Origin of the sequence: Myroides sp., from assembly GCF_032073645.1 — a bacterium.
GTDB lineage: Bacteria > Bacteroidota > Bacteroidia > Flavobacteriales > Flavobacteriaceae > Flavobacterium > Flavobacterium odoratimimum.
On record NZ_DAMANB010000004.1, the window covers coordinates 1 to 13,030 of the forward strand.

Genomic DNA, 13,030 nt, shown 5'->3' on the forward strand with positions numbered 1-13,030 from the left:
AAAACATTATACTTTAAAAATTTAAAAATACTCTAGGTTTATAGGGGTCAAAACAGTAAGTTCCAGTAATAACAGGAAAAACTAATTCGTTATATACCTTTTCAAAATTGTATTCTTGAACAGGGTTTCCATCTGTTAATTTTTTTAGTTTGTTATTACCTACATCTTTTGTGTTTGCTAGAATAATAATTTCATATTTGAATCTTGCGATATCAGGTATTTCAGTTATTTTTGAAATTAACTTTAAAACTTTACTATTATAAACTTTACCATTTTCATGAGTATTTTTACCTTCTGTAATTCTATCAATATCCATATTTAGTAATTCCTCATATTTAATCTCTTTACTTTCAAAATTTCCTTGATTACTTCTGAATTTTGATTGTATAAAATAAATTTTCTTATTGTCAATATCAATAAAATATCCATCTATTCCCCCATCGTCTGTACCATCAGTGACAAAATCTTTTCTTTCGTCAAATGTCAGTAAACCAAATTTAACTTTTAAAAAAAGATGTATAAAGGCTCTTGATCGAGCTTTATCTAAATCTATTTGATTAGATTCTAGAGGATGATAAAACTTATGATTCTCTGGAGCTTCTTTTCTAATAACATCAAGGATGTTTAATAATGTATTGTATTTTGTCATAATTGGTTTTTAGTAATTAGTCGTGTTTACTAATATTGTATAGAATATAGTGTTTTATTAAAAAATGGGTGATGTTTTGTAATATTATCTCTATATTTCTTTTACTAAAACAATTAATTAAATACTTAATAAAATATACAATATTGTAAAAAAGGCAACAATATTTTTCTTTTCAAACATATAAAACAATTCTCAATATGAGATACGGAAATTCGTAAACTCCTCAATATTTTGAGTCTATCTATTTTTCAACGCAAAACTATCGACTTCGGAGTAGTTTTTCAGCCCTCTGCAAAAGCAAATCGTTTTTGTAAGTTTTATTTGAACACCTCAAAGTATAACTAGTTGTTATTTTTGAAGTAAACCTTATGATAGGTGCAAAAAAGGTGCACAAGTGCATAAAAAAAGCCCGATAACGAGTGTTATCGGGCTTTTCAGCGGAGAAAGAGGGATTCGAACCCCCGGACCTGTTACAGTCAACGGTTTTCAAGACCGCCGCATTCGACCACTCTGCCATTTCTCCAGAGGTCTACATTACTTCCGTATAGCGAGTGCAAATATACTGCAAAGTCTGATGTTTGCAAGCGTTTTGAATGAAAAAAATAAGTTTTTTGAAGTGTGTTTTTGTAACTAATTTATTTTGAGTTGGTAATGAATGAAAAAAAGTGTATATTATTTGAGATAGATATAAATCTTGATGGTCAATTTTTAAATAAGAGAGGGAAGATGTGTGTCAGGATTGGTGTTAGTAGGATTGATGTCAATCTAAACAAATGTTTTAGATAGGGAAGAAGGAACTTTAGTCTGCTTTATAGATAGCTAAGATGAGTGATTGTTTTTGCTTAAAGGTATTAAGAGTAGGGCTGAAATAAAGAGATTGATAAAGTATTCTTTTTTTAGTGAGGTAAGTATTGGATGCACTTTATTATTTTACTGTTAAAAAAAATGAGTTAAGCAGTGCTAAATGTTGCGATTCTATGGTAAAACCTGTATATTTGCATTTTATTTTTTAAAATTATTATGATAAAAATTACATTACCAGACGGTTCAGTGAAAGAGTTTGCTTCGGGCGTAACTCCTTTCGATGTTGCAAAAAGTATAAGCGAAGGTTTAGCTAGAAATATTATTTCTGCAAACTTCAATGGTACCACCATCGAAACCACGACACCTATGACCACGGATGGTAGTCTAGTTTTATATTCATGGAATGATGATGAAGGGAAAAAAGCTTTTTGGCACTCTACTTCACACGTAATGGCGCAAGCTTTACAAGATCTATACCCTGGAATCAAGTTAACAATAGGTCCAGCTATCGCTAATGGATTCTATTATGATGTAGATTTCATGGATTATAAAGTGACAGATGCTGACTTTAAGAAAATAGAGGATAAGGTTTTAGAGATAGCGCGTGGAAAGCATGATTTTACAATGCGTTCTGCTACTAAGGCTGAAGCTTTAGAGTTTTATAAAAAAGAAGAAAACCCTTATAAAGTTGAGTTAATAGAGAACCTAGCTGATGGTACGATTACTTTCTGTGATCATGACACTTTTACAGACTTATGTCGTGGAGGTCATATTCCTAATACAGGAATTATTAAAGCATTTAAGGTATTATCTATTGCTGGTGCATACTGGAGAGGAGATGAGAAGAATAAACAGTTAACTCGTGTTTATGGTATTTCATTCCCTAAACAAAAGGATTTAACTGAGTATTTAGCTTTATTAGAAGAAGCTAAAAAACGTGATCACCGTAAATTAGGTAAAGAATTAGAATTGTTTACATTCTCTCAAAAAGTAGGACAAGGGTTACCATTATGGTTGCCAAAAGGTGCTGCGTTAAGAGATAGATTAGAGCAGTTCTTGCGTAAAGCACAGAAGAAAGCTGGATATGAGCAAGTAGTTACTCCTCATATTGGACAAAAAGAATTATATGTTACTTCTGGGCACTATGCAAAATATGGAGCAGATAGTTTCCAACCAATTCATACTCCAGTAGAGGGAGAAGAGTTCTTATTAAAACCGATGAACTGTCCTCACCACTGTGAGATTTATAATGCAAAACCATGGTCTTATAAAGATTTACCTAAGCGTTTTGCTGAGTTTGGAACAGTGTATCGTTATGAGCAATCGGGAGAATTACACGGATTAACTCGTGTAAGAGGGTTTACTCAAGATGATGCACATATTTTCTGTACACCAGAACAATTAGATGAAGAGTTTAAAAAAGTAATTGATTTAGTGTTATATGTATTCGGTTCGTTAGGATTCGAGAACTTTACAGCACAAGTATCAGTACGTGATTTAAGTAACCCTGATAAGTATATCGGTAGTGTAGAGAATTGGGAAAAAGCTGAGAATGCTATTATCAATGCAGCTAAAGATAAAGGACTTAATTATGTGATCGAGAGTGGAGAAGCTGCTTTCTATGGTCCTAAATTAGACTTTATGGTAAAAGATGCATTAGGTAGAAGCTGGCAGTTAGGTACCATTCAGGTAGACTATAACTTACCAGAGCGATTTGAGTTAAGTTATAAAGGATCAGATAATGAGTTGCATCGTCCAGTGATGATCCACAGAGCACCATTTGGTTCTATGGAGCGTTTTATAGCGATACTTTTAGAGCATACAGGAGGTAATTTCCCACTATGGTTAATGCCGGAGCAGGCTATAATCCTGTCTTTGAGTGAGAAATATGAAAAATATGCCGAAAAAGTTTTAAATTTGCTAGAAAATAGCGAAATTCGCGCGCTGGTAGATAACCGTAATGAGACTATCGGTAAAAAGATTAGAGAAGCTGAAGTACAAAAATTCCCTTACATGTTAATTGTAGGAGAAGATGAAGAGAAAAACGGTACGATTTCTGTAAGAAGACACGGTGATTCTGGTAAATCTAATCAGACAATGAAGATAGAAGATTTTATCGCTCAAGTACAAGAAGAGGTAAATAGTTCTATTAAACAATTTGGAGAGTAAAAATAGTATAACGCTTGGTGAACAAGCACATAAAATTTTATAGCCATAGCAATAAGACAAAACAGAGGAAGAAATCCTCGCGAAGAAAAGAAAGATGCGCATAGAATTAATAATGCCATCCGCGTTCCTGAAGTTCGTCTTGTAGGAGACAACGTCGAAACAGGTGTATATAAACTTGCTGACGCAATGCGTTTAGCAGAGGAGTTAGAATTGGATTTAGTTGAGATTTCACCAAATGCTGAACCTCCTGTTTGTAAAATTACTGATTACAACAAATTCCTTTACGAACAGAAGAAGCGTGAAAAAATGCTAAAGGCTAAATCGACTCAAATCACTGTAAAAGAGATTCGTTTCGGTCCTCAAACAGATGAGCACGATTATGAGTTCAAAAAGAAGAATGCAATGAAATTCTTGAAAGAGGGTTCTAAATTAAAAGCATTCGTATTCTTTAAAGGACGTTCGATTATTTATAAAGATCAAGGACAAATCTTATTATTAAGATTAGCTCAAGATCTTGAGGAATTCGGGAAAGTGGAAACTATGCCAGTTTTAGAGGGTAAACGTATGACTATGTTTATCGCACCTAAAAAGAAAAAATAGTATTTAAGTATATTAAGATAGTTAAGTAAGATAATCATTAATACCTAGGAAATAATGCCTAAAATGAAAACTAAATCTAGTGCTAAGAAACGTTTCAAGTTGACTGGTTCTGGAAAAATCAAAAGAAAACACGCTTTCAAAAGTCACATTTTGACTAAAAAATCTAAAAAGCGTAAATTAGCTTTAACACACTCTGGATTAGTGTCTAAAGCAGATACAAACAGTATCAAAGATCAATTAAGATTAATCTAATCTTAATTCCGGTTAAAATTATTTAATAACCCTGGAGTGGAGCAAATGAAAGTTTAGAAGTGTTTGAAACATAACCGCCCACTACAAAAAACACATTTTTAAGAAATGGCAAGATCAGTAAACTCAGTAGCTTCAAGAGCAAGAAGAAAAAGAATTTTGAAGCAAGCCAAAGGATTCTTTGGAAGACGTAAAAACGTTTGGACAGTAGCTAAAAACGCGGTAGAAAAAGCAATGGTATATGCTTACCGTGATAGAAAACAAAAGAAAAGAAACTTCCGTTCATTATGGATCATGCGTATCAACGCTGGTGCTAGATTACACGGAATGAGCTATTCTCAATTCATGGGTAAATTAAAAGCTAACAATATCGAATTGAACCGTAAAGTTCTTGCAGATTTAGCTATGAATCACCCAGAAGCTTTCGCAGCTATCGTTAATAAAGTAAAATAATAAACGTTTGTCAAATCTGATTTATCTTACTTAATATATTTAAAAGCCTTACTGTATGCAGTGAGGCTTTTTTATTTTAATCGGTTATATTTGCTAGAACCTAAAAAGAGATAGATGGAATTACAGAATGTGGAATTTAAAGCACGTGTAGCTGACTTAGATAGCATAGAAGATAAATTAAAAGGAGTAGAGCTCATTCTAGATGGGGTATATAAGCAAGTGGATACTTATTATAATGTCCCTATTGGAAGGGTGAAACTTCGTGAATATGACGAGTATAGTTCTTTGATTTATTATAATCGTGTAAATGGGGAGGAAGCGAAGAGTTCGGATGTTATTTATTATAAACATGAGAAAGATGTTGCGTTAGGTGCAATATTAGAATTGCAGTTTGGTATAAAAGTAAAGGTGTCTAAAGTACGTAAGGTTTTAAAGTATAAGAATGTTAGTATTCACTTAGATCAGGTAGACGGATTGGGGTGCTTTGTGGAAGTAGAAGCTTGTAATATCGGAGTAGAAGAGGGAGTTGATTTAAAGCAACAATGTGATTGTTTTTTTAATCTAATGGAGTTGACTAAAGAAGATTTAGTTGCGGTATCGTATAGTGATCTTATTCTTCAGTTAAATAAAGAATAGTAGTGATTTGTCTTTTACTTTTGATTTAAATGGAGTAGATTGAGTTAAGATAAAACAAAAAAGACTATCAATGCTGATAGTCTTTTTTGTATATTAATTTTGTGATGTTCTGTGTACTACTTCGAATAGGGTACCATCGTCACATTTTAATGTTTTAGCAGGGAATTTTAATAGCAATGCATAATCATGTGTTACCATGATAATGGTTCTACCATTCTTATTAATTTTAAGTAGAAGTTCCATTACTTCAGCACTAGTCTGAGGGTCTAAGTTACCTGTTGGTTCATCAGCTAGGATTAGATCAGGATCATTTAGCAATGCTCTAGCTATAGCGATACGCTGTTGTTCCCCTCCTGATAGTTGGTGAGGCATTTTTTCGATATGTGCTAGCATATTTACATTGTCTAATACTTCGTGTATTTTTCTATCCATCGCTTCTTTTTCTGACCAACCAGTTGCTTTTAAAGCAAAGTGTAGGTTTCCATAGACTGTTCTGTCAGGAAGTAGTTTAAAGTCTTGGAATACGATACCTAATGATCTTCTCAGGTATGGAATATCTTTTTCTTTTAAGGTCTTCAAGTCGTAGTCTACGATAGAACCTTCGCCTACTTCTAAAGGAAGGTCTGCATACAGCGTTTTCATAAAGCTACTTTTACCTGCACCTGTCTTTCCGATTATATATAAAAATTCTCCCTTATTTACTTCTAAGTTAACATTAGAAAGTACTTTATGCTTGTTCTGGTAGATATCAACTCCTTGTAGGGATAAAACTGTTTTAGACATAATAATCGTGTATTTTGTGGTAAAAATACTAAGATAAACAATAATAAAGTATAGTTGAGCTGAAAATATCTATATCGGATGTTGTTTTTAAGAAAAAAATAGATTGAGGTCTTATTGTGGAGTGTAAATAATGTAAAATAAACTGATGTAGTAAGTAGTTAAATCAAAAGGAGAGATCTGCTGTAGATCTCTCCTTTTGTTCTAACTAACCAATTTAATCTATATTTTATTTACATATTTTTCTTTTTGTTTACATGACAAAGTTGCTCTAATTTTTTGAATATAAGATTAAGTAAAAGTTACCAAAAAGCTAAGTGATTGCTTCTTGTTTATTGTTGAAGTGATGTCTGTAGGTTAGGTGTGTAGTTGTTAAATAATTTATATTTATCTGTTTTGTTTCTTTGGTGGGGATTGTATTTAGTAATTTTGTGATAAATATTTAAACAAAATGAATTTAATTAAGCAGGTAGCAATCGTGATAGGTTGTCTAGCCTTTGGAGAGTTAGTGGTGTATCTCACAGGATTAAAATTACCATCAAGTATCATCGGTTTAATCACATTATGGACAATGTTAAAACTGAGGTGGGTAAAAGTAGAATCAATAGGTGGTATTACTAACTTCTTAATTAAAAACATGGGGATATTCTTTGTTCCACCTTGTGTGGCTATGTTGAACTATTTCGGAATTCTTAGTCAGTCGATTGTACCTATTGTTGTGGCTACACTGGTAAGTACAGTGATAGTGATTTTTGTAACTGGATTTACTCATCAATTATTAAGAAGAAAGAAATGAATTTTTTAGCCAATCCAACATTTTTATTATTCCTAACTTTAGCTTTATATGCTTTAGGAATAGCTTTGAGTGAAAAGAAAAAATGGATTATATTTAATCCTATTATCTTGTCTATGGTTGTTTTGATGGGGTATTTATATTTTTTAAAAATCCCTTATCAAAATTATGAAGAGGCAGGTAAGTATATTGATTTCTTTTTAAAGCCCTCTATTGTAGCGTTAGCAGTTCCTTTATATGTACAGTGGGAAAAAATTAAAAAACAGTTGTTTCCTATTTTAATTAGTCAATTAATAGGATGTGTTGTAGGGGTAGTGTCAGTAGTGATACTAGCTAAGATGACAGGCGCAGATCAAGAGATTATTTTATCACTAGCTCCTAAGTCAGTTAGTACACCTATAGCCTTAGAGATATCTAAGTCAGTTAATGGTATTCCGTCTGTAACTGCCGCTGCTGTTATGATAGCGGGGATATTTGGTAGTATGGTGGGATTTAAGGTGCTTAACCTTACCCGTATAAGTAATCCAATGTCACAAGGAATAGCTATGGGGACTTCTTCTCATGCAATGGGTACGATGAAGGCAATGGAGGTGAGTAATAAGTATGGAGCCTTCGCTAGTGTGGGGATGATTTTTAATGGAATTTTTACTGCTGTATTAGCTCCTATTATCTTAGGATTGTTATCCTCTTATTTGTGATAAAGACTTTTTTTATATGATCCCAATTCTTTTGAATTGGGATTTTTTGTATCAAGGAGTGTTTCTTTATTGTGTTTTTTGCTGTTTTCTTGTGAAATGCGATTTATTAAATCTCAAAAAGATATAAATTATCATGTTTTTTTATTGCTGTGGAAGAGGTGTAATTTCAATTTAAATATATTTTTGATAACAATTAGGGCAATATATTGCTGAAAAATAAGTTTAAAAGAGTATAAAATGATATATTTGACGTTATATAAATCTGAATGGAAATGCACAAAAATAATAGGTTAACTTTATTAACTCTTGCACTGGGGAGTATAACTGCAAGTGCTCAACAATCAGCTGCTTATGTAGAGAGATTGGCTGATTATAATCATGCTGTAGCATTGTATAATGAAGAGCAATATTTAGCAGCGCAATTATTATTCACAAAAGTAAAACAGGCTCATGTAGGTGAGAATACTGAGGTGGAGGCTGATTGTGCTTATTATATCGCGTATTGCGCCATTAAATTGAATCAAGAAGGAGCCGAAGATAAGATAGATGAGTTTGTGAAGAAATATCCTACTAGTTCTAAACAAAATCAGGCTTATGTAGAGGTTACAGATTATTATTTCAGCAAAGGAGATTTTCCTAAAGCCCTGCAGTACGCTGTAAAAGTGAAAGAAAACGCAATTACTAATGAGAAGAAGTTAGATCGTTTTAACTTTCAGAAGGGATATAGTTACTTCTATACAAAGAATAAAAAAGAAGCAGAACGCTATTTAAAGAAAGTAAATACTCGTGGAGAATGGGGGGAGCAAGCAACATATTATTTAGGATATATTGCTTATGACTCAGATAATTTTGACGATGCAAAAAAATTGTTTGACAAAGTAGAAACTAAGTCTTCTTACCAAGAGAAGATGGGGTACTATCAAGCAGACATGAGCTTTAAGACAGGAAACTTTCAAACGGCTATAGAACAAGGAACTTCTCAAATGACAAAAGCGACTCCTGAAGAGAAATCAGAGTTGTCTAAAATAGTTGGGGAGAGTTATTTTAACTTAAAGCAATATGATAAAGCGCTACCTCATTTATTAGCTTATCAAGGTAAAGGAGGAAAGTGGAGTAATACTGACTTTTACCAATTAGGGTACACTTATTATAAATCAAAAGATTATCCTAAGGCTATTGAGCAGTTTAATAAAATTATCAGTGGAGATAATGGTATTGCGCAGAATGCATATTACCATTTAGGAGAAAGTTATCTGCAAACACATAAAAAAACGCAAGCTCTAAATGCATTTAAGAATGCTTCTGAAATGCGTTTTGACGCAGGTATCCAAGAAGACGCTTTCTTAAACTATGCAAAACTTAGTTATGATATTGGGAATGCTTATGAGAGTACACCTGCTGTATTAAATGCTTATATTAGTAAATATCCTAATTCGTCTTATCGCGGAGAGATAGAAGGGCTTTTAATCGACTCGTATGTTTCTTCTAAAAACTATAAAGAGGCTTTAGTTCTATTAGAAAAGAATCGTTCTGTAGGAAATAAAGAGGTGTATCAACAAGTGACATTCTTGCGTGGTCAAGAATTGTTCAATGAAGGGAATTATAAGGAAGCATTAAGTCTTTTTGATAAATCTCTAGCAGAGAAGCAAAATTTAAAATATACTGCAAAGGCTCAATATTGGAAGGGAGAGACATTGTTTTACTTAAATGACTTTAACGAGTCTATCACTCAGTTCAAAGCATTTGATCAAAATACAGCGTCTAAGGGATTGTCTGAACGTAATAATTTGTATTATAATCTAGCGTATTCATACTTCAAATTGAAAGACTATGCTACAGCAGCGGATTATTTTAAAAAATACACAGATGAAAATCCTAAAGATGAGGCGCGTCGTCTAGATGCCTATCTAAGACAAGGAGATTGTAATTTTGTTACTGGGAAGTATTGGCCTGCGATGGAGGCTTATAATAAAGTTATTGAGGCAAATAAAGCTGATGTAGAATATGCACGTTTTCAAAAGGCAATTAGCTATGGATTCGTAGATCGTAATCCTCGTAAAATAGAAGACTTAACGAAGTTTGTGAAAGATTACCCAACTTCTAATTTGGCTGATGATGCTCAATATGAGATAGGGGTGACTTATGACGTTATGAATCAAAGTCAAAAGGCGTTAAGTGCTTTTGATAAGATGTTGAAAGATTATCCTACATCAAGCTATAAGGCTAGAGCTATCTTGAGACAAGGTTTGATTAACTATAACGACAATAAACCTGATCAAGCGTTAGCTAAATTTAAACAAGTGGTAAAAGAGTCTCCGGAATCTTCTGAGGCTATCGAAGCGGTTCAAAATGCACGACTAATCTATGTGGAAAATGGAAAGGTAGATGAATATGCTGCATGGGTTAAAGGTCTTTCTTTTATTCAAGTAACCGATGCTGAACTAGATAAAGATACTTATGAGTCGGCTGAAAAACAGTATATTCAAAATAATACACAATCGGCTATAGATGGATATGAGAAATACCTAAAAAGTTTCCCAACGGGACAAAAGGCGTTACAAGCTCATTTCTATTTAGGGCAAATGTATTTTGCAGAGAATAACCTAGATAAGGCTACTGCTCATTATGAAGTTGTAATTTCTAAGGATAAGAATGAGTTCTCAGAGATTTCTCTTGCTCGTTTGGCTGAGATTTATTTGAAAAATAAAAATACTGCTAAGGCTATAACTACTTTAAAACGTTTAGATGCAGAGGCTGCACAAGAACAGAATGTAGTGTTCGCTAAGTCTAATCTAATGAAGTTGAGCTATGAGCAAAATAGCTATAGTGAAGCTCTTCAATATGCTGAAGCTGTATTAAAAATGGCTAAAACAGATAATAAAGTAAAAGGTGATGCACAAATAGTTATTGCTAGAACGGCTATGGCTACTAATGATGAAGCTAAAGCTAAGAAAGGTTATCAAGAGGTATTGAAGATAGCAAAAGGAGAGTTAGCTGCAGAGGCGATGTATTATGATGCTTACTTTAAGAATAAAGAGGCTAAGTATGAAGCGTCTAATGAGAGTGTGCAGAAATTAGCAAAAGACTATTCGGGTTATAAGTATTATGGTGCTAAAGGATTAGTATTAATGGCAAAGAACTTCTATCAATTAAAAGATAGTTATCAAGCTACTTATATTTTAGAAAGCGTTACTAAGAACTTTACTGACTACCCAGATGTGGTGAAAGAAGCTAAAGAGGAACTTCAAAAAATAACAGCGCAAGAGGCTAAACGAAACTCTTCGATTGCTCAATAATTTTAATATAGAAGATATTATAATGAACAATAAGAATATATATACGATATTATCTGTTTTAACTCTAGGGGGAATAGCAGGTTATGCTCAAGATAAAAATACGGAAGCAAGTAAATTAGGTACAGAGGTTGTTAATGTAGTAAGAGCTTATGATGCAACAATTTCGGATGCTTTTAAAGTTCGTACTACAGCTAATAATGACGATGAAACTACAGGTAACAAGAAAGATGTAATTTATACGATTAGTTCTTTTCCTGTAGCATCTACTTTTGTACCTGAGAAAGGAAAAGCAGCAGAGGTAGAAAGAACAAGTAGGTTGAAAAGTTTTAATAATTATGCTCTTTTTTCTGCAGGTAATTATACTAACCTGAACGGAGAGGTGTTCTTAAGTCAACACTTAAATAAGAATAGTTTTTTAGCAGGATATGCTAGTCACTTTTCTTCTCAAGGAGGGATTAAGAATTTACTTCTAGATGATAGTTTCTCTAATACAAAAGGAGGTTTGGTTTATGGTGGACAATTAAAGAATTTTGGTTGGACAGTAGAAGCAGGTGCTAGATACCAATTGAGTAATTATTATGGATTGCCAACGAAACAAATCGACTTCAATCAAGGTGATATTTCTGGAATAGACGAATCTCAACACTATAAGAATGTTTTTGTAAATGGAGCTTTAGAGTTTAGAAATAGCCCTTTTACTGGATTGGATTTTAGATATGATTATTTTTGGGATGATTTTGGAACAGTAGAAAATCGTTTTAAGATTAGACCAAATGTAAAAACAGCTTTGGACTTTGGAGAATTGAATGTTGGGGTTGTTGTTGATTATGTAGGAACATCATATAAAAACTCATTTATAGGGGAAACAACGAAGTATAATCATTTAAACCTTGGAGCTCAACCTAGTCTTACATTTAGAGATGACAACTATTCTGTACAAGTAGGAGTTGGTGTTTTCTTTAACAATGGAGAATTAGCTGGTAAATCAGAGAATAACTTTTATATCTATCCACAAGTTAAAGCATCTTATGATTTAGTTCCTGGATTATTAGTGACTTATGCAGGAATAGAGGGAGGGGTGCAACAAAACTCTTTTCAACAGTTTTCAGAAGAAAACCCTTTCATTTCCCCAGATATTCTAATTACGCCTACTGATAAGAAGTATGATATTTATCTTGGATTAAAAGGAAAATTAGATAATAATATCTCTTATAACATCAAGGGGTCTTACAAAAGAGAGAAAGACAAAGCGATGTTTTTGCACAATGAATATACTTTGAATAGAAGTAGAATACCATATATGTTTGGAAACTCATTTGGAGTGCAATATGGAGATGTTAAAACATTGAATTTATTTGGTGAATTGCGTTTTGACTTCGAAGAGAATGTTTCTATAGGAGTTCATGGAGAGTATAATAACTATAATACAAATTCTTTAGAAGCTTGGAATTTACCAAAAGTAAAAGCAGGAGCTGATTTTAAATTTGATTTTACAGAACAATGGTTTGCAGGTGTAGATGTGTTTTATGTAGGTAAGCGTAAAGATGTTTTTGTAATTGATTCTACTGGGCTTATAGGAGACTATAATACTTGGGAAGATCCATCAGTTGTAGAATTGAAAGATTATGTTGATTTAAATATGAAAGTAGGGTATAGGCCAACTAAAAATTGGACTCTATTCTTAAAAGCCAATAACTTATTTAATCAGAAATATAATCAATGGGATAACTTTAAGGTGCAAGGTGTGCAAATAATGGGAGGAGCAATGTATAAATTCGATTTTTGAGATTTTGTAATCAGAAAAAAAGCTAAAAACTGATAATTTATGACTAAAATTCGCTAAAAGGTGCACAATACTGTTTTTTTTCATTGATTAATAACTTACTTTTGTCGTTACAAACAA

11 protein-coding genes and 1 tRNA gene are annotated in these 13,030 nt (G+C 32.8%); 9 read left to right on the forward strand and 3 right to left on the reverse strand.

Annotated elements, in window-relative coordinates:
* Positions 1 to 13: 13 nt before the first annotated feature.
* Positions 14 to 649 carry a hypothetical protein gene (locus tag RT228_RS04030; protein WP_313138474.1) on the reverse strand — a complete coding sequence of 212 codons (636 nt, stop codon included), beginning with the start codon at positions 647 to 649 and terminating at the stop codon, positions 14 to 16.
* 438 nt (positions 650 to 1,087) lie between these two features.
* Positions 1,088 to 1,172, reverse strand: a tRNA-Ser gene (locus RT228_RS04035).
* 497 nt (positions 1,173 to 1,669) lie between these two features.
* On the opposite strand from RT228_RS04035, the gene thrS reads away from it, so the two are divergent.
* The 5 genes from thrS (at position 1,670) to RT228_RS04060 (ending at position 5,560) form a co-directional block, all read left to right on the forward strand.
* Positions 1,670 to 3,622: a threonine--tRNA ligase gene (gene thrS, locus RT228_RS04040; protein ID WP_025125185.1), complete on the forward strand. Its 1,953-nt coding sequence runs from the start codon at positions 1,670 to 1,672 to the stop codon at positions 3,620 to 3,622.
* 45 nt (positions 3,623 to 3,667) lie between these two features.
* On the forward strand, positions 3,668 to 4,222 hold the full coding sequence (infC, locus tag RT228_RS04045; protein WP_198032310.1) for a translation initiation factor IF-3: 555 nt from the start codon (positions 3,668 to 3,670) through the stop codon (positions 4,220 to 4,222).
* A gap of 54 nt (positions 4,223 to 4,276) precedes the next feature.
* Positions 4,277 to 4,474 carry a 50S ribosomal protein L35 gene (rpmI, locus tag RT228_RS04050; protein WP_016361612.1) on the forward strand — a complete coding sequence of 66 codons (198 nt, stop codon included), beginning with the start codon at positions 4,277 to 4,279 and terminating at the stop codon, positions 4,472 to 4,474.
* Positions 4,475 to 4,579: 105 nt separating this feature from the next.
* A complete protein-coding gene (gene rplT, locus RT228_RS04055) occupies positions 4,580 to 4,924 on the forward strand; it encodes a 50S ribosomal protein L20 (protein WP_006259287.1) in 345 nt (114 codons plus the stop codon).
* Positions 4,925 to 5,038: 114 nt separating this feature from the next.
* Entirely contained in the window at positions 5,039 to 5,560 is a 522-nt protein-coding gene (locus tag RT228_RS04060; protein WP_071307295.1) for a class IV adenylate cyclase, read from the forward strand.
* 93 nt (positions 5,561 to 5,653) lie between these two features.
* Here the strand turns inward: RT228_RS04060 and RT228_RS04065 are convergent, their stop codons facing one another.
* The gene (locus RT228_RS04065; RefSeq protein WP_006259285.1) at positions 5,654 to 6,343 is read right to left on the reverse strand and encodes a cell division ATP-binding protein FtsE; all 690 of its coding nucleotides are present in this window, start codon (positions 6,341 to 6,343) and stop codon (positions 5,654 to 5,656) included.
* A gap of 448 nt (positions 6,344 to 6,791) precedes the next feature.
* Here RT228_RS04065 and RT228_RS04070 point away from each other — a divergent pair, with 448 nt between their 5' ends.
* The 4 genes from RT228_RS04070 (at position 6,792) to RT228_RS04085 (ending at position 12,913) form a co-directional block, all read left to right on the forward strand.
* Entirely contained in the window at positions 6,792 to 7,136 is a 345-nt protein-coding gene (locus RT228_RS04070) for a CidA/LrgA family protein (protein ID WP_006263275.1), read from the forward strand.
* Positions 7,133 to 7,831 carry an LrgB family protein gene (locus RT228_RS04075; protein WP_071307296.1) on the forward strand — a complete coding sequence of 233 codons (699 nt, stop codon included), beginning with the start codon at positions 7,133 to 7,135 and terminating at the stop codon, positions 7,829 to 7,831. Before RT228_RS04070 ends, RT228_RS04075 begins: the two co-directional genes overlap by 4 nt.
* A gap of 272 nt (positions 7,832 to 8,103) precedes the next feature.
* Positions 8,104 to 11,127: a tetratricopeptide repeat protein gene (locus RT228_RS04080; protein ID WP_071307644.1), complete on the forward strand. Its 3,024-nt coding sequence runs from the start codon at positions 8,104 to 8,106 to the stop codon at positions 11,125 to 11,127.
* Between the two features lie 22 nt (positions 11,128 to 11,149).
* Positions 11,150 to 12,913 carry a TonB-dependent receptor gene (locus tag RT228_RS04085; RefSeq protein ID WP_006263278.1) on the forward strand — a complete coding sequence of 588 codons (1,764 nt, stop codon included), beginning with the start codon at positions 11,150 to 11,152 and terminating at the stop codon, positions 12,911 to 12,913.
* Positions 12,914 to 13,030 lie beyond the last annotated feature (117 nt).

Coding starts and splice junctions, on each gene's coding strand:
- RT228_RS04030 (WP_313138474.1), bottom strand. CDS start 649: ATGACAAAATACAATACATTATTAAACATCCTTGATGTTATTAGAAAA.
- thrS (WP_025125185.1), top strand. CDS start 1,670: ATGATAAAAATTACATTACCAGACGGTTCAGTGAAAGAGTTTGCTTCG.
- rpmI (WP_016361612.1), top strand. CDS start 4,277: ATGCCTAAAATGAAAACTAAATCTAGTGCTAAGAAACGTTTCAAGTTG.
- rplT (WP_006259287.1), top strand. CDS start 4,580: ATGGCAAGATCAGTAAACTCAGTAGCTTCAAGAGCAAGAAGAAAAAGA.
- RT228_RS04060 (WP_071307295.1), top strand. CDS start 5,039: ATGGAATTACAGAATGTGGAATTTAAAGCACGTGTAGCTGACTTAGAT.
- RT228_RS04065 (WP_006259285.1), bottom strand. CDS start 6,343: ATGTCTAAAACAGTTTTATCCCTACAAGGAGTTGATATCTACCAGAAC.
- RT228_RS04070 (WP_006263275.1), top strand. CDS start 6,792: ATGAATTTAATTAAGCAGGTAGCAATCGTGATAGGTTGTCTAGCCTTT.
- RT228_RS04075 (WP_071307296.1), top strand. CDS start 7,133: ATGAATTTTTTAGCCAATCCAACATTTTTATTATTCCTAACTTTAGCT.
- RT228_RS04080 (WP_071307644.1), top strand. CDS start 8,104: ATGCACAAAAATAATAGGTTAACTTTATTAACTCTTGCACTGGGGAGT.
- RT228_RS04085 (WP_006263278.1), top strand. CDS start 11,150: ATGAACAATAAGAATATATATACGATATTATCTGTTTTAACTCTAGGG.